This is a genomic window from Epilithonimonas sp. UC225_85 (assembly GCF_042695135.1).
In the GTDB taxonomy this organism is placed as follows: Bacteria; Bacteroidota; Bacteroidia; order Flavobacteriales; family Weeksellaceae; genus Epilithonimonas.
This window is the reverse complement of sequence record NZ_CP170547.1, coordinates 3,365,784-3,383,987: the sequence shown is the minus strand read 5'-3', so window position 1 is coordinate 3,383,987 and position 18,204 is coordinate 3,365,784. Positions and strand designations below refer to the sequence as shown.

Sequence of the window (18,204 nt, the reverse complement as noted above, 5' to 3'; positions counted from 1 at the left end):
GTAATCTGTAATATTGTTAGTCTTTTATTTTTAAATCTTCCTTCAAATTGTACCAGCCATTCCAACTGCAGTTTCCATTAATAAATTCCTGAGTTTTATTCTTGAATTTTATTTTGTAAAACTCGGTAGTTGTACAACTTTTTTCTTGAGGAATTGAATATAGTTCTGATTCAAACTGAATCAATATATCTATCTCTTCTTGATTCAATTCTTTAGTTTTTCCTTTGTTTATGAGAAAAAACTTATTATTCTTATTTTGAACAATTATTGAATCAGAAGTCATGTGGAAACAACCTTTCGATTCGAAATTAAAAATGATTTGATTGTCCTTTAATTTTTTAATAATTGAATTTTCTATTTGTTTTGAAGTGTCAATATAATCAGGATTGATAATTAAAGTGTCAACCTCTTTTCTGTTTTTAGCTACGTAGATTTTTATTTGCTTTCGTCCGAATAAGTCATCATATTCGAATTGGTAAATGCCTTTTTCTAGACTGTCAATTTTTAGCGGGTTGCCTAGATATGGGTTTATATCTTTTGGTAAAAATGTTTTGAAAATCTTGTTGTCTTTTTTCACAACTAATTTATTTAGCTCTGCAAAAATGCCACTTGATTTTTTCTGATTTTTAAGTTCAATAATTAAAGTTGAATATTTCTTCGTACAACCAATTAATACAATCGAAAAACAAATAATAACTTTAAATGTGTTTGATATTTTCATTGTAAATAATTAATTCTGGATTAAATTCTACTTCTTAACCCGAACCGGCGTTTTCGGTTTGTTCTTTTCCTCGAGTTTTTTGCGTTCGGCATCGGCTCGTTCGAAGAGAGAATTGTCGGATTGATAAACAGTTTCCGGATAGTTTGGCGTATCCAGGAAAATGTCCCGCCATTTCTGCGGCCGGTCTTTGGTATTCCAGTTGAAATCTTTGAAAAAGCGTTCGTCTTTTGAGATTTTACTCATTGGATAGATATCGGAATTAGCACCAATGTTACAATCCACGTTTTCTAATTTACGCTCTATAAAGCCGGCAACAATCTCACCGCAAGTGGAGAGTGCAACCCCAATTCTGGTGACTTCTTTTGTTTTTTGATTGGTGTCGTCTGCATAAGTGATAGCTTGTGCATTGCCGACAGCCTTTGCAATGTCAATCGTGTTATTCTTAAGATAAACGATCATATTCTTGCTCTTGATCTGATTGAATTCGTCCTTCAGATTAAGAGAATCTGCTTTGCTGATTGCGAAAGCATTTCCTAACACTCTGATAGAATCTGTGATCTCTTTTTCGGGATCGCTGTAGATACGGATCTCGTCGCCGGTGATCTGTTTTACACCCATCCAGAGAATCGGTTTTCTCATCAGGTGCATCTCGCCATCGGTCTCATTGAAACTGAGAGAATCTGCACGTCCCTGCATATCAGTTTTGAAAATCCGCACCTTTCTGTACGCACGCAAAAAGCTTTTTTTCTTGAGTGCGTTCGCAGAATCCGGTTTCTGAAAGCTCAGGAATTTTTCTGCCGACATATAAACCGAATCTTTGGTAAGTACTTTTACCAAATATGGTTTGTCTGTAACCATCGCTGAATCTTTTTTCTCGTATACTTCTCCATAACCACCTATAATGTAACGGTTTTGCTTTGGATCATCCAATTTTACGTTGCCGGTTCCTTTTCCGAAACCGGTGGTTTTGTTGAAATATAGTTTGTCTCCCGTCAATATTTTGCCGTTGTAATGAATTCTGGAATTCTTGTTAAGGAAGGACTCGCCGGTTTTGGAATTATTAGTTCCTTGTTCCGTATAGACGTAATTTATAGGATTTTCTTTGCTTCGAATAGTTGTTGGACCGAAGAAATCAGAGACACCTGTATTTTGATTTGTTTTGATATTGTCACTTATAATGGTGTATTTATCAGTTTCAATATTAGAGCGACCTATAAAATCGATCATCTTTGAGTTAAGATAATAAGTGGCGGCTTTTGTGTACATCACACTTCCATCATTACTATAGATTGTTCCTCCAGTATTGAAATAAGCTGTGTTTGGGATCTTGTCGTAATACAGTGTTTCCGTTTTGATGGTTTGTTTTGGATCGGTGAGAACGACGTTTCTTCTGGCAATTCCACGTTGTGTGTTTCCGTCATATTCCATCTCTTCGGCGGTAATTCGGTTTCCGTCTGCTGTTGTAAGAACAACGTTTCCGATGGCTTTCAGGAAATTTTCTTTCTGGTAAAAAACAACTTCGTCTGCAGTAAGAACAGATCCCTGATGCTCGAACACGACATTTCCGGAGAAAACCATATTTCCTTCATATTTATCCGGACTTACACCGGCAGTATCTGAATGTCTATGCTGAACTTTCTTGGAAGCTTCTGTATTTGGATTTGGATTGCTGAAAAAAGGATCTTTTACCAAACCCTGATTTTGGTCTGGTGTAACTTGCGAAAAGATTCTTACAACAGTTAAAAGTAAAATAAAAAGAAAGGATTTCTTCATTAATTTTCAGACTTCTTGTGTCCGTAGAAGTACAAGGAATGTGTATCAATACTCACACCAAATGCTTTTTCTATTGATTCTTTGATACCTTGGATCCTTGGATCACAAAATTCTATAATTTCCTCAATAACTTTATCAGAATCTTCTTTGTAGATCACCAAATGATCGTGCTGCTTATCAAAATAAGATTTTTCATAAGAAGATGTACTCAATGTTTTTTCGCCGAACTGGTGCTTTCTGATCAATCCTGCGTCCAGAAAAATCTCGATCGTATTGTAGATCGTAGCTTTGCTGACGTGATATTTTTTCTGCATCATCAGCAGATAAAGATCGTCCACATTGAAATGATGCTCCATATTGTAGATCTCCTCCAGGATGGTATATCGTTCCGGCGTGTTGCGGAAACCTTTATCCATAAGGTACTGTCTCAGAACGTCTTTTATAGTTGCGATATTCAACTCTTTTTGTTTCGTATCCATCTTACAAAATTAGCGATTTTTTTGGTATTAATCGAAATGCCTGGTTTCGACTTTTTCTATTTTCTCGAACTTTATTTTCTGATCCAGCAATGGGGCGGATTCTACGATTACATTATGACTTGCAACGCCATAAGCCGTAAAGTCATTACTCCCCAGTTTCTTAACAAAATTATAGATGTTGAGAATGATCTTGTCCCGGATTGTCAATAAGAAATCATTAATGTAAACATTATCAATAATAACAAATTTAAGATCTGGCGGGATATTATGCGCTCTCAAAGACGGATGTGAACTTCTGGACGGGATGGTTCCTTCTTCCATCAATTCTGTAAGAACCTGCTGGAAATAATCGTTGATCCTCCTGTCCCTTTTGAAACCTAACAGGAAGCTGATCTTATAGATCGTTCCCGGTAGAATTTCTTCCACATTATATTTGAAACTGTACGGATCTTCCTGATTGACGATATTAAGAATAAAATAATGATCGGCTCTTTTTGGCTGAGCTCTTATGATGGAATAGATGATCTTGGATTCTACTTCATCATCTCTTTTGGCACGGCTGATGAAGGCAAGATTGGTTGCGTATTTAGGGATTGTTTCGTCCAGCTTCATATCTTTTATCGTGGAGATATATTTCTCAAGCTTAACGAATTTGATGAAAGTTGTTTTGATAATTCTACCGTTATACCAGGCATACATACAGATCCCGATAAATCCGGCAAGAAGGACTGACATCCAGCCGCCGTCAAAGAATTTGATGATGTTGGCACTGAAAAAACCACCTTCGATCACGATGTAAACCAATGCGAAAAGAGCAATCCATATTTTGTTTGTTCGGGATTTCAGGAACCAGAAGATCAGTAGAATCGTTGTCATCAGCATCGTGACGGTAATGGAAAGTCCATAGGCAGCTTCCATTTTTCCGGACTCTTTGAAGTAAATTACTACAATAAAACACAAGATCAAAATCCCCCAATTGATCTTGGGAATATACATTTGACCTTTGATCCCCGATGGATATTCGATTTCCTGATTTGGCCAGAAATTAAGCGACATAGCTTCTGAAAACATAGTGAATGCACCGGTAATTACGGCCTGGCTGGCAATGATAGCCGCTGCTGTTGCAAGAACGACACCAGGGATTATAAACCATTCCGGCATAATTCCGAAAAAAGGATTTTTCCCCCGGAAAACTTCATGATAATTGCTTAATAACCAGGCGCCTTGCCCAAGATAATTAAGGATCAGCATCAATTTTACGAAAATCCAGCTGACCTGAATATTTTTAATCCCACAATGTCCAAGATCTGAATATAAAGCCTCAGCTCCTGTTGTACAAAGAAAAACAGCACCCAGAATCACAATGGCACTAGGAGAGTTGTATATCAATTTGACCGCGTAATAAGGATTAAAAGCTCTTAAAATAGAAGGGTGTTCTAACAAATGTACCAACCCAAATATTCCTAAAACCAAAAACCAGAGTATCATTACCGGTCCGAAGAATTTTCCGATAAAGCTGGTTCCAAATTGCTGTACCACAAAAATGATGATCAAAATGGCCAAAGTAATCGGAACAACCGGTGGCTTGTGTGTTACCAGTTCCAAACCTTCTATGGCAGACATTACGGTCAAGGATGGAGTAATAATACTATCGGCAACAAGAGCTGCTGCTCCGATAATGGCGATGAGGTAAAGCCATTTTTTCTTAAAACGTTTCACCAGAGAATAGAGAGACAGAATACCGCCTTCTCCTTTATTGTCAGCTTTTAGAGCGATGATAACGTATTTTAAGGTGGTTTGCAGAGTCAGTGTCCAAATGATGCAAGATAATGCACCTTCTATATATTCCTCAGAGATGATTCCGCCGGCCTTTCCTGCGTTGATGATGGCTTTCATTACGTACAACGGTGATGTTCCGATGTCTCCGAAAACGATTCCTAATGAAACTAAAACTCCGATCCAGGAAAGTTTTTTGAGGTCAAAATGACCGCTGCTATCTTGCGACATAATAAAGAATTATTCTAAAAATAATTCTGCAAATTTAGATTATTTTATATTCTAAGAAATTTTTTTGACGAAAATGTAATATTGGAGAAAATATAAATTTTTATATAAGATTAAAGTTGTTGATTATTAGTGGTTTAAATTTTATTTGTTTTGAAAATAATTTAAATGTAAGCTAAAAAATGCCAGAACTTTCTGTTTTTAAGATAATCTAGATTTTGCTCATTGTCGTAAGCTTCTTTTTCAAAGCTGATATTACGGTAGGCGAGTTGTGAATCTCTGTATTTCAAATATTTGATGTAATATTCTGACAGGTACCAGATGTAAAACGGAATTATCAACAATTCCAATTGCTGGCGGAGATGGATTTTCTCGTGGTTGATAAGAATCTGGTTGCGTCTCAACTCTTTTTTCCTCAGCAAAATAAACGGAAACAATGTAATCCCCGAAATTTTAGTATTTTTGAGTAATCTTTGGCAGACAATTATCATTCTGAGAAGTTAGAGTTTAGATGTTAGAAATTAGATGTGATTCTAAATTACATTGGGTCAAATTTGGTTTGAAGACAAATCTGCAGCCCGACTTGAACGGTCTCTTCGAGAGCCTCAGAGTGACAAATTGGGAGTGGAATGCGGATAAGGCTGCCATATAATTCTCATTAATAATCTATCAAAGATAAAAATTTTGGTACAGTTTTTTAACTTATGAAACTAAATGACATCAAAGAGAATGAAGACTTCTACTACAACGAGCAAGGTTACAAAGTTTTTACGGAGAAATTCCATCTGAAACGTGGTTATTGCTGTAAAAGTGGATGCCGACATTGCCCGTATGGTTACGATAAAAAGACGGATACATTTATTAAAAAATCTAAATAATTACTATAATGAAATCAAAGATTCACGAATTCCAAAATAAAAATTTATATAAAATGAGTACAAAATATTTCTTCATATTACTGGCAGCAGTTTCGCTGGGAATGACTTCTTGCAGCCCTTTCCATGTCAAATCTGACTATGCAGCGACAGCAAATTTTGCCAATTACAAAACCTATTTGCTGAGAACAGACGATTTGAAACTGAACGATATCGACAAAGACAGAGTCTTGAACGAGTTATCAAAACAACTCCAAGCCAAAACTTTGACATCGGCGCATAATCCTGATTTGATTATTAATGTGAAAGCTTCGCACAAGAAAGTTCAGGACGTGACGACTTCTTACGGCGGCGGTTTCGGCTGGGGAAGACCTTGGGGCTGGGGCGGTGGTTTCGGAATGGGAAATACCTGGACGAACAATTATAACAGCGGAACAATCGTAGTTGATATCGTGGATGCGAAAACCCAGAAATTGGTCTGGCAAGGAGTTGGAAGCGGACTTTCCGTAGATTCGCCGAAGTCTAAACAAAGACAAATCCCGGAAATCGTAGCTGAAATAATGAAAAATTATCCGCCACAGAAAGGGAAATAATTTTTAGACTTTCAGTGATAGACTGATAGATTATAGACAAATTAAACCGCCTTGTTATTTTAGCAAGGCGGTTTTTTATTCTGAAATTTTGATGACCAAAAGTTCTTTTGCTTCTTTCAAAATCTCTGATTTTCTTTCTTGATTAAGTTCTAGAACGTCTAATAAATTCTGATTGTTGAATAATTCTTTGACTAAAACACATTTTTCTCCAGCAATTTTTGCTTTTGTTTTCCGTCCAAAGTGGTGAGGCAAGTGATTGGATAAAGCGCATTTTGGTCAACCAGGCTTTTGATGTTTTTATCTTTTGGATAATCCCAAGACAACAATCTGAGTCCGTAATATTCTCCAAAAGCCACAGAATCTTTAGTGAAATACGTATTTGTAATCAACCAACCATCCGTAAATTCCGTTTGAGTTCCGAACAAATTATAATTGATTCCGGAAATATCTTTGATTCTCGATAGAACGTACATTGGCGTTGTGACAGAGATTTTCGTGTCTTCCGCATTTCGGAATTTGCATTCGACCCAATACGTTTTCTCGTTTTTTTGGCGATAACATCCGCTTCGTGCGTTACCGAATGTCCTTTTATCAATTGTCCGGTTTCGGTTTTGTAGCCGATGTTTTGGAAAACCCTTGCTATCCATTGTTCGAAATAAAATCCTGCAGGTCCCAATTCCAACAACGCTTTTTTCAGGCTGTATCTTGCTGCGACGGAGTTTGAGATTTTCTTCAACTCATCAAAAGCCAGTTTGTAGATTTCTCGTGTTGTGACGCCTTCCACGCAATTTGGTAAAATATTATCGATGACTTTTTTGATGGAATTCTCTTCCGCTCCAGAATTCCGAAGTGAGTTTTCTAATTTCTCAATTTCAAATTCTACAATTTCGCCGGCGTTGTTTTTGATTTTCATATTTTTTAACGCAAAGGCGTAAGTTTTTTATTTTAATACTTTATAAAAGCCACAAAGTTTGCAATTCAACTTTATCGAAGATAAAAACTTTGTGCCTTATAAACTTCGAATCTAATAATTTTTTGTGCCTTTGCGTTAAATTTTTTTTACTCTACAAACCAAATTTCAAATCGGCTTCCTTTTTCCAAAGGTTTATAATTAAGATAACCTTTATGCGCTTCGATAATACTTTTGCTCAATGTCAAGCCAATTCCCGAACCGCTGATTCTGGTTGTGAAAAATGGAAGGAAAATCTTGTCTTTGATTTCATTTGAGATTCCGATTCCGTTGTCTTCAACGCTTAGTAGAATTCTTTTGTTGAAGGTTTTAATTTCTGTTTTAATGATTTTTTCTGAGTTGTCAGCAACAGCGTAGATTGCGTTCAGATAAAGATTAATCAAACATCTTTCAATCATTTTCTGGTCGGCAAAAATCACTTGGTTTTCCAATGAATTGATGATTTTAATCTGATTTTTTTCAAATTCAGGTTTAAGGAAATTCAGAGCAGACTCTACAATATTCGTCAAAGAAATGGTTTTAAAAACCGGTTTTGGAAGTTCTGCAACTTGGCGATAATCGTCCACAAAATTCAGTAATTGTTTGGATTTCGAATTGATAATCATCAGACTTTCCTTCATTTCCTCTTGGTCTTCTTTTTCAACAACTTCCTGATTGGCAATGTATTCAAGATTTTGAATTAAGCTATTGACAGGTGTCAATGTATTCAGAAGTTCGTGCGAAATCACTTTCATCAAATTATTCCAAGCCAATTTTTCCTTTTGCTCGATGATTTTCTGAACAGATTCTAAACTAATAATGCAGAAGCGATTTTTGACATTCTGAACTTTTTTGGTTCGGAGAGAAAACGACTGTTTCACATTTTCATTAATGGAAATATCAAAAAATTCCTGCGAGTTTTCATAGTTGGTTTGCTCGATGATTTTGTAAAATTCGGATGCTTTAGATTCATACAATTCCCAGGAGTTATATTTTGGAATCTGTAATATTTCCAGAAAAACTGGATTTACATAGAAAACTCCCCATTCATTATTTTTTTCGGAAAGAATCATCAATCCGATTTCCAGTTGATTCAGAATTTCTTCGTACAAAAGTTTATAGGATGACAAAGACAGATGTTCTTCTTTGCTTTGATAATAAAGTTTTACAGCATTATCAACCAAATTATTTTCCTCAGTTTTTGGAAACAATGAAAAGTCTTTTTTCTGAATTGCCAACAATATCTTCTCACTTTTCTGAATAAATGATAATGCCGAAACCTGCGCTAAAGCGATACAACCAATGGTTACCATCGTAAACAAACCGAAATTAATCCACTTATTCTCAGAATAAAAATCAAAGGCAAAAATTCCGCTGATAATCGCCAGAAGAATAAATAACAGCCAGATAAATTGTTGTTTGCTCATTTACAATTCAAATTTTTCCATTCTTCTATATAATGCGGCTCTCGATAATCCTAAATCTTCCGCCGCAAGAGAAATATTTCCGCGGTGTTTTTTCAATGCCTTTTTGATGAGAATTTCTTCCATTTCTTCGATGTTCAGATTCACAATTGTTTTTTCAGATTCTTCATCTTGAGGCATTAATAATTTTAAATTTTTCTCATTGGAAAGAATCACACTTCGCTCGATGCAATGGTCGAGTTCACGGATATTTCCCGGCCAGGAATAGGTTGTGAGCTCATTAGTCAAAGATTCATTCAAAGCTAAATCTGATTTATGGTATTTCTGTTTGTACTTTTCAAGGAAATAATCTGCTAAAGTCGGAATGTCTTCCAATCGCTCTCTCAGACTAGGAATTTGCAGTTCGACTGTATTGATTCTGTAATACAAATCTTTCCTGAAACGATTTTCGGAAACAGCTTTTTTAAGATTTTCGTTTGTCGCAAAAATAAATCTGACGTCCAAAGCTCGTTCCTTGTTTTCTCCAATTCTCGTCAATTTTCTGTTTTGAATTAAACTCAATAGTTTGGTTTGAAGATGAAGCGGCAGATTCCCGATTTCATCCAAAAACACCGTTCCGTTCTGAGCATTTTCAATCTTTCCGGAATAATCCTGATTCGCATCTGTAAACGCCCCTTTTTTGTAACCAAATAATTCCGCCTCAAACAAATTCTCCGAAAGACTTCCCAAATCGATGTGGACAAATGGTTGGTTTTTTCTTTCTGATAATTCGTGGATGTGTTCTGCGAGAACATATTTTCCTGTTCCGTTTTCACCTAAAAGCAAAATATTAGCATCAGTCGGCGCAACCTTCGTGATTTGTTCCATCACTTCCTGCATTGTAAAAGACGCCGTTTCCAATTGGTATTGATTGGTTTTTACGCTGACATTTTCCCACTGATTCAGTTTTTTATTTTTTCGGGAAATATCAACAGCGAGGTTTACGGAAGCATATAATTTTTCATTATTCCAGGGTTTCAGAATAAAATCTGATGCGCCGTTTTTCAAAGCTTCAACCGCCAATTCTACTTCGCCGTAAGCTGTCATCAGAATAATTGGAAGATGAGGTTCCAATGTTTTGATTTCGTTCATCCAATAGAGTCCATCTTGTCCGCTCTCAAAGCCTTTCCGAAAATTCATATCCAATAGAACAGTGTCAACTTGCTGTTCCGCTAAAAACTTCAGAATATTCTTCGGCTGGCTGAGACAGCTGACTTCCGTGAAGAATTTCTTGAGCCATACTCTTGCCGAAAATAAAATATCCTCGTCGTCATCAACAATTAAAATATGAGCTTCTTTTTTTCGCATTTTTATAATTTGAAAATTTAATTTAATAATCCTTCGAGTGCCTCAAGATGACAACTTATTAACTGTCAACTAAAACTACGTACTATTAACAAAAATTGTTCATTTCCGCACAAAAAGTGTCCGATAATGAACAGTCTTAAAATTAATAAATTGATGTTTAATCACATTTTCAGAGAGTTACATATTTATAAATTTCTGGCATCTGCATTGTGTAATAGTCTGTAGATAAATAAGTTATCGTAAATATGGATACGAAAATAGTAAAAAAGAAGTCTAAACTAAAATTAATATCGATTATCGTTGTTTCTGCTTTGGCGGTTTCAGTTTTTGGCTGGTATTTTCTCAATCAGAAAAAAACTTACAATGTAAAGTTGGAAGATATTCAGACTGATGTAGTAACGAATGGAAAATTCGAAGATATGCTGATGGTTACGGCGCAGACACAATCTCTTAATTCTTCATTAGTAAATGTTTTGGAAGGTGGTGCAGTGAAAGAAATTTTTGCAGAAGACGGACAAATGGTAACGAAAGGTCAGCCCATTGCAAGAGTTTACAATCCGAATACGGAATTCAATTATCTGAATCAGGAAACTGGAATTATGCAGCAAATCAGCCAGATGAGAAATTCACTTTTGGAATTGAAGAATCAGGAATTCAATCAGGATAAAGAGTTGCTGCAATCTCAAAATGATTATAATACCGCTTTGCAGTCTTTCAATCTTCAGAAAAGATTGTACGATGCGGAAATCGGAAAGAAAACCGATTATGATATCGCATTACAAAATTTGAATTATCAGAAACAAAGAAAAGTCATTGTTGAAAAAGGAGCGTCCAGCGAAAAGGCCTCCAGAAATTCTCAATTTTCTGCCATCAATAATTCCATCAATCAAATGGAAAAAAGCCTGAATATTCTTCGTTCCAACAAAAATAATTTCCTGATTATGTCACCAGTTTCCGGAAGATTATCATCATTCAATATTTCATTAGGACAAAATCTGACGAGTGGCGAAAGCATCGGAAAAGTAGATTTGATGGGCGGTTACAAGCTGATAGCAAAAGTTGATGAGTATTATATCAACAAACTCCAAAACGGAATCAAAGGAAGTCTGGAAAGTAATACAAAACAATTTGAAGTTATTATTACCAAAATTCTTCCGGAAGTAAAAGACGGACAATTTTCTGTGGAACTTAATTTCGTAAATGAAAAACCGGAAAACTTGAAAATAGGAATGACATTCGGTGTAAAATTGAAACTCTCTGCTGATACGCAAAGTATGATGATTCCTAAAGGGAATTTCTACAAAGACACCAACGGAAAATGGATTTTTGTAATTAAAAATAACAAAGCTGAAAAACGAAATATCAGTCTTGGAAGAGAAAACCAAATGTATTACGAAGTCGTTTCCGGACTGAAACAAGGCGAAACGGTTATCACATCAGATTATACAGAGCTCAAAAAATATGAGATATTAGATATTCAAAAATAAACTTAAAAACTAAAAATATAACAATGCAAAAATTAATATTACTAATCATAGTTACCATTACGGCGATATTTGTGAAAGGGCAAAATTTAGAGGCCAAAACTATTTCTTTAGAAAGCTTTGACAAGATAAATTCTGATATGGTTTTCAGCGTGGAAATTGTAAAATCGAATGAAGAGAAAGCCGTTATAAAAAGCAATTATCTTCAGTTTGTAGATGTAAGCGTGAAAAACAACGTCCTGAAAATTGGCTACAAAGGAAATAAGTCCATGGAAAATGTAGACACGAGAATCGTAATCTATGCGAAAGATGTAAAATCTGTGAGTGCAGGCATCGGTTCTATCGTGAAAATCAAAGACAATTTTAATATTCAGAAATTTTCTACAGAAAGTGGCGGAAAAATCTTTGGTGATTCCAATGCGAAAAATATTATGATCGAGACTGAGTCGGGAGGTTCTTTTTTAGGCACTATAAATACAGAAAATCTCGTGTTAAACGCACAATCCGGAAGTAAAATTGATATTCAGGGGAAGATTGATACAGCGAAAATCACTTCCGAAGGTGCATCTAAAATAATCGCGACCAAAACTAATATTTCTGTCGCAACTGTAAACGCAGAATCAGCGTCATCGGTTAATTTGAGCATTTCAAAAGAATTAAAAGCGTCTGCAAGTTCAATGGCGAAGATCAGATACAAAACCTTGTCCGGAATCAAATTCTCTGGTGACAGAGATTCCGGTGGGACAATCGATATGCTTTAATGAAATTCAAAATAAACTGTAAATTTTAAAAAATTAATAAAATGATAAACATTCAAAACCTTTCAAAAGTATATAAAACCGAAGATGTTCAAACCAACGCACTCAACAATGTAAGTCTTAGTATAAAAGAAGGCGAATTTGTAGCGATAATGGGACCTTCCGGTTGTGGAAAATCAACTTTCCTTAATATTCTTGGACTTCTGGACAGCGCTTCTTCCGGCTCTTATCAATTTGAATCTGTAGAAACTATCGGAACTTCTGAGAAGAAAAAATCGGACATCAGAAAGAAAAACATCGGTTTCATTTTTCAGAATTTTAATTTGATTGATGAACTCACGGTTTATGAAAATATCGAACTTCCATTGATTTACAACGGGGTTTCTTCCTCAGAAAGAAAAAAACGTGTGGAGGAAATTATGGAGAAAATCAACATTGCTCACAGAGCAAAACATTATCCACAACAGCTTTCCGGTGGTCAGCAGCAAAGAGCTGCCGTTGCAAGAGCTTTGGTCACAAAACCAAAATTAATCCTTGCCGATGAGCCAACCGGAAACCTGGACAGTTCCAACGGAAACGAGGTAATGAATCTTTTGGCAGAACTTCACAGAGAAGGTTCTACAATCGCAATGGTAACGCACTCGTCTTATGATGCCGGTTACGCTTCCAGAATTGTGAATATGAAAGATGGTGAAATTTTCAGTGAAGAACATTCTTTCCAAAGAAAAGATGTCTTCGAAAAAGCAGACGCCAAGAACTTCGAATAATTGTTAAATGACGGATGAAAGATGATGGATGCGGAATATAACTAACTGCATCCAGCATCCATCCTACACTACAAAAAAATAATATTATGCTTAACAACTGGCTCAAAATTGCCTTCATCAATTATAAAAAGAACTGGCTCTCTACCATCATCAATCTGTTTGGATTGACAATTGGGCTTACAGGATTTATGCTCATTCTGATGCATTGGAATGACGAAGAATCTTTCGAAAAATGGAATCCGAAGAAAGATCAGATCTACTCATTTCAAACGTATCATAAAACGGAAAATTCTTACGGAAACAATATATCTTACCCAATGGCAAAACGTGCCAAAGAAGTAATTCCGGGAATACAGGATTATGTTTTGTTTAATGGATCCGGGATGGGTTTCAAAATGGTTACAAAAAACAAAACGGTCTATCAACAGGATGGAATGACTGCTTCCGACAGCTTTTTCAATTTCTTTCCATTCAAATTGGTTGCAGGAAGTTATAAAGATGCATTGAAAGGCGGCAATGTGATTGCGCTTTCTACAACTGCTGCTAAAAATCTTTTTGGCAAGACCAACGTTGCAGGGGAAACTGTAAAGTTTGATAACAAAGATTTTGTCGTAACCGCAGTTTATGAACTTCCGAAAGAAAACACCCAGATAAAACCAGAGTTTGTAATCAATCCTGTAGAGCTAATGAAAGGTGATGAAAATCAGTGGGGAAATTTCAACTACGGATGTTTTTTTATGGTGAAAAATGGAGCTGATCTTGACCTGATAAGACAAAAATTCATCAAAGATATTTTTGAATACAGAGCAAAACAAGATTCAGAAAGTTCCGGACAGACAGTTCAGCAATATCTGGAATTATATGGTCCGTCAGACAGTTTGCTTACACCTCTGGATAAAATTAAACTCCATGCAAAAGCCTCGTGGTTCGGAAATCCCGATTTCAAAACCTTGATGATCCTTTTTATACTTTCTGTTTTGATTGTCGTTTTATCTGCTATCAATTTTATTAATCTGAAAACAGCACAAGCCTCTCAGAGAGCGAAAGAAATAGGGGTGAGAAAAGCCATTGGAAGTACAAAATCTAATCTAGTTCTTCAGTTTTTATTGGAAACATTTGTGATCTGTATGGCTTCTTATTTATTGGCTTTGGCTTTAACAGAACTGCTTTTGCCAAGCTTCAACAAGTTCTATGAAAAAGAAATGAAGATGACCGACTGGCACATTTACTTCTACTCATTTGCGATGGTAATTATCGTAACGCTGATCTCGGGATTGATTCCGGCAACCTATCTGTCGAACTTCAAAGCGATAGAAACTCTGAAAGGAAATTTTGCCAGAAGCAAACACGGCGTTTGGCTCAGAAACGGGATTCTGACTTTGCAGTTAATTATTTCTTCATTCTTCATTATCGGCGGATTGATCGTCAACCAGCAGGTAAAATATATGATGAACAAAGACCTGGGTTATAATGGAAAACAGATTATGATGATCAACTTCAACGAAAATCATCCAAAACCGTGGCTGAAATATGAAAGACTCAAAACTGAAATGAGAAAGATCAAAGGTGTAGCCGATATTTCTTACGGAGAAGCAGTTCCAGGAAGCGGCAGGGCCAGCAGTTCCAATATGGATTATATGGACAAAAGTATCCAGGCGCAACACGGTTCTATGGATTACAACTATCTCCAGTTTATGAATGTTAAATTGAAGAAAGGCCGTTGGCTGGATCCGAATCTTGCATCTGATACAATAACAAATGTTTTGGTAAACGAGGCTTTTGTAAACAAATTTGGCTGGAAAGATGAAGAGGCTTTGAAGAATGTTTTTCATCCCGGATTTGATTATCAGAAAGATTATCATATTGTCGGAATTGTAAAGGATTTCAACATCAGAAATCTGAAAACAGCCATAGAACCGATCGTGTTTTTCCATTACAGAGAAACCGATTGGAAGAGATTCAATGTCTATAATATCCAGCTGAAAATAAAACCGGATGATATCGACGGAACTGTGAAAAGACTCAAAACTTACTGGCAGAATAATGTAGAGCAAGGTTATCCTTTCGATTATTATTTCCTGGATCAGAAGTTTGCCAAAACATTTGAAAAATATCAGAAGCAGCAAACATTGTTCACAATCCTGAATGCAATGGTTTTGATGGTAGCCTTACTCGGATTATTCGCCTTGTCATCATTAATGATCGAGCAAAAACTGAAAGATGTTGCTATCAGAAAAACGCTTGGTGCATCCGATAAAACTTTGATTTTGGGATTGACGAAACAATTCCTTTGGATCACTTTGATTGCGGTTCTTATCAGTATTCCTATAAGTTATTACCTGATGAACGAATGGCTGAAGGATTTTGCTTACCGTATTGATATGCCGGTTTTACCTTTCATTTTAAGTCTTGTCGCTCTGCTTATTTTGACTTTCTCAGTTGTAAGTATCAAAGCATATCAGGCTACAAAAGTAAACCTTGTTAAATATTTGAAGTACGAGTAATAAATTATTAATGGTTAATTATCAATTATTATTAACCATTTACAATTAATAATTAACCATTATGATTAAGAACTGGCTCAAAATAGCATTCATCAATTACCGAAAAAACTGGCTTTCCACCATTATTAATATTTTGGGATTGAGTGTTGGTTTGTGTGTTTTCCTATTGATATTCATCCATTGGCAGGACGAAAAGTCTTATGAACAGTGGGTTCCGGATAAGGAGAATGTCTATTTCGTGGAAAATGGAAACGCTTCTTTTGGCATAATGTCGAGTTCGAGCTACCCGGAAATTTTCGTTTCAAAAGAAAAATTTAGTGAGATTGAAGATTGCCTGATCTATAACAATTGGGGGAAACAGAAACTGAGTGTTGGCAGTAATTCGGTTTATGTTTCCGGCTCGGCTTCAGTAGATTCTTTTTTCAGGTTTTTCCCTTTTGAAAAGATAGCAGGTGATTTCCAGAGAGCTTTATCAGATGATGGAAAAATCGCTATTTCGGATAAAACTGCTCGTCTTCTTTTTGGCGATGATTATCTCAATGCTATCGGAAAATCAATAAAAAGTGATTCCAATGACAAAGAATATGTTGTAACAGCGGTTTATAAACTGCCGGAAGGCAACACTGTTTTCAAACCTGATTTCATCTACAGGAATCCTTATATGGAACAGTCCAAAGACCAATGGACAAGTTATAGCTACAATGGATTTTTCAGGCTGAAACCCGGCACAGACATCAAAGCGCTGGAACATAAACTTTCTAAACAGATGCAGGAACAGGACGAGATTTCTGCTAAAAAATGGGGCTACACTGTTGATAAGAAAAATCCGACAATGGTCTATCTGACGCCCATCAGCAAAATGAAATTAGATGCAAAAAGTGATGGCGTAGAGAAAGGCGATAAAAAATCAATAATGATCTTATTAAGTTTATCTGCTTTGATTTTATTATTGTCGGGAATCAATCTGATTAATCTTAAAACGGCACAAGCTTCTCAAAGGGCAAAAGAAGTTGGCGTGAGAAAAGTGGTGGGAAGTTCAAAATGGAAATTGATTTTACAATTCCTGATGGAAACTTTTATGATTTGTCTGGCAGCATACATCATCGCTTTCGCAATGGTAGAGTTGGTTTTGCCTTCTTATAATAAATTCCTAAACAAAGAAATCAGACTAGATGACTTTAGATTGTTCATCTACACAGGATTATTATTGGTAGTTTTTTCATTGATTTCGGGATTGATTCCGGCACTTTATCTGTCGAATTTCAAACCAATCAATACGCTGAAAGGCAATTTTGCAAGAAGTAAAAGCGGCGTTTTTTTAAGAAATTTTATTCTTACGCTGCAATTGATTATCTCATCGTTCTTCATCATCTGCTCATTAATTATTCATACCCAGGTCAGTTATATAATGAATAAGGATTTGGGTTTCAAAGGTGACCAGGCAATTCAGATTAATTTTAAGAAATCAAATTGGGAAAATAACTTCAATATCAATAAGTACAAAAGACTGAAAATTGAATTGTTAAAAATTTCTGGTGTGATCGATGTTACAGGTTCTGTCAATTCTTTAGGAAGTGGAGCTGCCAACGCATCGGTAGTGAAATTATCAACAGATACTACCAAAACTGTACAGACTATGCTTGGCGGAATTGATGAAAATTTTCTACAATTTTATAAAGTTAAATTCCTTTCCGGACGAGACCTGGACTGGAAAAAAACTTCGGACACTATCAACGGTGCTGTAGTGAATGAAACTTTTGCCGGAAAATTAGGCTATAATCCTAAAACGGCTGTAGACAAAGAATTTTTCACAGGTTGGGATGGTAAGAAAAAATACAAAATCCTCGGCGTGGTAACAGATGTCAATTATGCGGGCGTGGAACAACCTGTTATGCCAATTGCTTACTTCAATTATGATAGAAACTGGATAAAAAACAATATGCAGAATGTTCAGATAAAACTTTCAGAAAATGATATCGCCGGAACTTTAGAACGTATAAAAGAATTCTGGACAACCAAAGCAGAACCAGGCTATCCTTACGAATATAATTTTGTGGATAAGCAATTTGCTAAAACATTTGAGAAATTTCAGAAGCAACAAACGCTTTTTACAATACTTAATATCGTGGTTTTAGTAATTGCATTATTAGGATTATTCGCATTATCATCACTATTAATAGAACAAAAACTGAAAGACGTTGCCATCAAAAAAACTTTGGGTGCAGACGAGAAAACCATCATCTGGGATTTGACGAAAAGATTTTTAATTATCTGCTTTTTTGCAGTGATCCTTAGCGTTCCCATCAGTTATTATGCAATGAATGAATGGCTGAAAGATTTCGCTTACAGGATTAATATGCCCGTCTGGCCGTATATTTTGAGTATGATTTTGTTATTGATTTTAACATTCATAGTCGTTAGTTTCAAAGCATACCGAGCCACAAAAATCAACCTTGTAAAATACCTGAAATACGAGTAAAAAGCATTCTAACCTTCAGGGTTTCAAAAACCTTGAAGGTTTATAAA

16 protein-coding genes are annotated in these 18,204 nt (G+C 35.8%); 7 read left to right on the top strand and 9 right to left on the bottom strand.

What is annotated here, in order from left to right:
* Positions 1-16: 16 nt before the first annotated feature.
* The 5 genes from ACFJGY_RS15375 to ACFJGY_RS15355 form a co-directional block, all read right to left on the bottom strand.
* A complete protein-coding gene (locus ACFJGY_RS15375) occupies positions 17-721 on the bottom strand; it encodes a hypothetical protein (protein ID WP_379965582.1) in 705 nt (234 codons plus the stop codon).
* A gap of 27 nt (positions 722-748) precedes the next feature.
* Complete coding sequence (locus ACFJGY_RS15370; RefSeq protein WP_379965579.1) at positions 749-2,494, bottom strand: OstA-like protein; 1,746 nt, start codon at positions 2,492-2,494, stop codon at positions 749-751.
* Complete coding sequence (locus ACFJGY_RS15365; RefSeq protein ID WP_379965576.1) at positions 2,494-2,973, bottom strand: Fur family transcriptional regulator; 480 nt, start codon at positions 2,971-2,973, stop codon at positions 2,494-2,496. The genes ACFJGY_RS15370 and ACFJGY_RS15365 overlap by 1 nt, the downstream gene beginning before the upstream one ends.
* 27 nt (positions 2,974-3,000) lie before the next feature.
* On the bottom strand, positions 3,001-4,980 hold the full coding sequence (locus ACFJGY_RS15360; protein ID WP_379965573.1) for a KUP/HAK/KT family potassium transporter: 1,980 nt from the start codon (positions 4,978-4,980) through the stop codon (positions 3,001-3,003).
* Between the two features lie 161 nt (positions 4,981-5,141).
* Positions 5,142-5,468: a hypothetical protein gene (locus ACFJGY_RS15355; protein ID WP_379965570.1), complete on the bottom strand. Its 327-nt coding sequence runs from the start codon at positions 5,466-5,468 to the stop codon at positions 5,142-5,144.
* Between the two features lie 213 nt (positions 5,469-5,681).
* On the opposite strand from ACFJGY_RS15355, the gene ACFJGY_RS15350 reads away from it, so the two are divergent.
* On the top strand, positions 5,682-5,855 hold the full coding sequence (locus tag ACFJGY_RS15350; RefSeq protein WP_165569350.1) for a DUF5522 domain-containing protein: 174 nt from the start codon (positions 5,682-5,684) through the stop codon (positions 5,853-5,855).
* 53 nt (positions 5,856-5,908) lie between these two features.
* Positions 5,909-6,445 (top strand): DUF4136 domain-containing protein, encoded by a 537-nt coding sequence (locus ACFJGY_RS15345; RefSeq protein WP_379965567.1) that lies wholly within the window; start codon positions 5,909-5,911, stop codon positions 6,443-6,445.
* Between the two features lie 191 nt (positions 6,446-6,636).
* Here the strand turns inward: ACFJGY_RS15345 and ACFJGY_RS15340 are convergent, their stop codons facing one another.
* The 4 genes from ACFJGY_RS15340 to ACFJGY_RS15325 form a co-directional block, all read right to left on the bottom strand.
* Positions 6,637-6,834: a hypothetical protein gene (locus tag ACFJGY_RS15340; RefSeq protein ID WP_379965564.1), complete on the bottom strand. Its 198-nt coding sequence runs from the start codon at positions 6,832-6,834 to the stop codon at positions 6,637-6,639.
* Entirely contained in the window at positions 6,831-7,358 is a 528-nt protein-coding gene (locus ACFJGY_RS15335; protein ID WP_379965561.1) for a hypothetical protein, read from the bottom strand. Before ACFJGY_RS15335 ends, ACFJGY_RS15340 begins: the two co-directional genes overlap by 4 nt.
* A 146-nt stretch (positions 7,359-7,504) precedes the next feature.
* Entirely contained in the window at positions 7,505-8,821 is a 1,317-nt protein-coding gene (locus tag ACFJGY_RS15330; RefSeq protein WP_379965558.1) for a sensor histidine kinase, read from the bottom strand.
* Positions 8,822-10,165, bottom strand: a complete 1,344-nt coding sequence (locus tag ACFJGY_RS15325; protein WP_379965555.1) for a sigma-54-dependent transcriptional regulator — start codon at positions 10,163-10,165, stop codon at positions 8,822-8,824.
* Between the two features lie 245 nt (positions 10,166-10,410).
* On the opposite strand from ACFJGY_RS15325, the gene ACFJGY_RS15320 reads away from it, so the two are divergent.
* The 5 genes from ACFJGY_RS15320 to ACFJGY_RS15300 all read left to right on the top strand — a co-directional run bounded on the left by ACFJGY_RS15320 (position 10,411) and on the right by ACFJGY_RS15300 (position 18,157).
* The gene (locus ACFJGY_RS15320) at positions 10,411-11,652 is read left to right on the top strand and encodes an efflux RND transporter periplasmic adaptor subunit (protein ID WP_379965552.1); all 1,242 of its coding nucleotides are present in this window, start codon (positions 10,411-10,413) and stop codon (positions 11,650-11,652) included.
* Positions 11,653-11,675: 23 nt separating this feature from the next.
* On the top strand, positions 11,676-12,410 hold the full coding sequence (locus ACFJGY_RS15315) for a GIN domain-containing protein (RefSeq protein ID WP_379965549.1): 735 nt from the start codon (positions 11,676-11,678) through the stop codon (positions 12,408-12,410).
* Positions 12,411-12,451: 41 nt separating this feature from the next.
* Positions 12,452-13,174 carry an ABC transporter ATP-binding protein gene (locus ACFJGY_RS15310; RefSeq protein WP_379965546.1) on the top strand — a complete coding sequence of 241 codons (723 nt, stop codon included), beginning with the start codon at positions 12,452-12,454 and terminating at the stop codon, positions 13,172-13,174.
* 86 nt (positions 13,175-13,260) lie between these two features.
* A complete protein-coding gene (locus ACFJGY_RS15305; RefSeq protein ID WP_379965543.1) occupies positions 13,261-15,678 on the top strand; it encodes an ABC transporter permease in 2,418 nt (805 codons plus the stop codon).
* A gap of 61 nt (positions 15,679-15,739) precedes the next feature.
* A complete protein-coding gene (locus tag ACFJGY_RS15300; RefSeq protein ID WP_379965540.1) occupies positions 15,740-18,157 on the top strand; it encodes an ABC transporter permease in 2,418 nt (805 codons plus the stop codon).
* The last annotated feature ends 47 nt before the right edge of the window (positions 18,158-18,204 follow it).

What these genes read in the sequence shown, in the direction of transcription:
- ACFJGY_RS15375 (WP_379965582.1), bottom strand. Translation starts at nt 721, where the DNA reads ATGAAAATATCAAACACATTTAAAGTTATTATTTGTTTTTCGATTGTA.
- ACFJGY_RS15370 (WP_379965579.1), bottom strand. Translation starts at nt 2,494, where the DNA reads ATGAAGAAATCCTTTCTTTTTATTTTACTTTTAACTGTTGTAAGAATC.
- ACFJGY_RS15365 (WP_379965576.1), bottom strand. Translation starts at nt 2,973, where the DNA reads ATGGATACGAAACAAAAAGAGTTGAATATCGCAACTATAAAAGACGTT.
- ACFJGY_RS15360 (WP_379965573.1), bottom strand. Translation starts at nt 4,980, where the DNA reads ATGTCGCAAGATAGCAGCGGTCATTTTGACCTCAAAAAACTTTCCTGG.
- ACFJGY_RS15355 (WP_379965570.1), bottom strand. Translation starts at nt 5,468, where the DNA reads ATGATAATTGTCTGCCAAAGATTACTCAAAAATACTAAAATTTCGGGG.
- ACFJGY_RS15350 (WP_165569350.1), top strand. Translation starts at nt 5,682, where the DNA reads ATGAAACTAAATGACATCAAAGAGAATGAAGACTTCTACTACAACGAG.
- ACFJGY_RS15345 (WP_379965567.1), top strand. Translation starts at nt 5,909, where the DNA reads ATGAGTACAAAATATTTCTTCATATTACTGGCAGCAGTTTCGCTGGGA.
- ACFJGY_RS15335 (WP_379965561.1), bottom strand. Translation starts at nt 7,358, where the DNA reads ATGAAAATCAAAAACAACGCCGGCGAAATTGTAGAATTTGAAATTGAG.
- ACFJGY_RS15330 (WP_379965558.1), bottom strand. Translation starts at nt 8,821, where the DNA reads ATGAGCAAACAACAATTTATCTGGCTGTTATTTATTCTTCTGGCGATT.
- ACFJGY_RS15325 (WP_379965555.1), bottom strand. Translation starts at nt 10,165, where the DNA reads ATGCGAAAAAAAGAAGCTCATATTTTAATTGTTGATGACGACGAGGAT.
- ACFJGY_RS15320 (WP_379965552.1), top strand. Translation starts at nt 10,411, where the DNA reads ATGGATACGAAAATAGTAAAAAAGAAGTCTAAACTAAAATTAATATCG.
- ACFJGY_RS15315 (WP_379965549.1), top strand. Translation starts at nt 11,676, where the DNA reads ATGCAAAAATTAATATTACTAATCATAGTTACCATTACGGCGATATTT.
- ACFJGY_RS15310 (WP_379965546.1), top strand. Translation starts at nt 12,452, where the DNA reads ATGATAAACATTCAAAACCTTTCAAAAGTATATAAAACCGAAGATGTT.
- ACFJGY_RS15305 (WP_379965543.1), top strand. Translation starts at nt 13,261, where the DNA reads ATGCTTAACAACTGGCTCAAAATTGCCTTCATCAATTATAAAAAGAAC.
- ACFJGY_RS15300 (WP_379965540.1), top strand. Translation starts at nt 15,740, where the DNA reads ATGATTAAGAACTGGCTCAAAATAGCATTCATCAATTACCGAAAAAAC.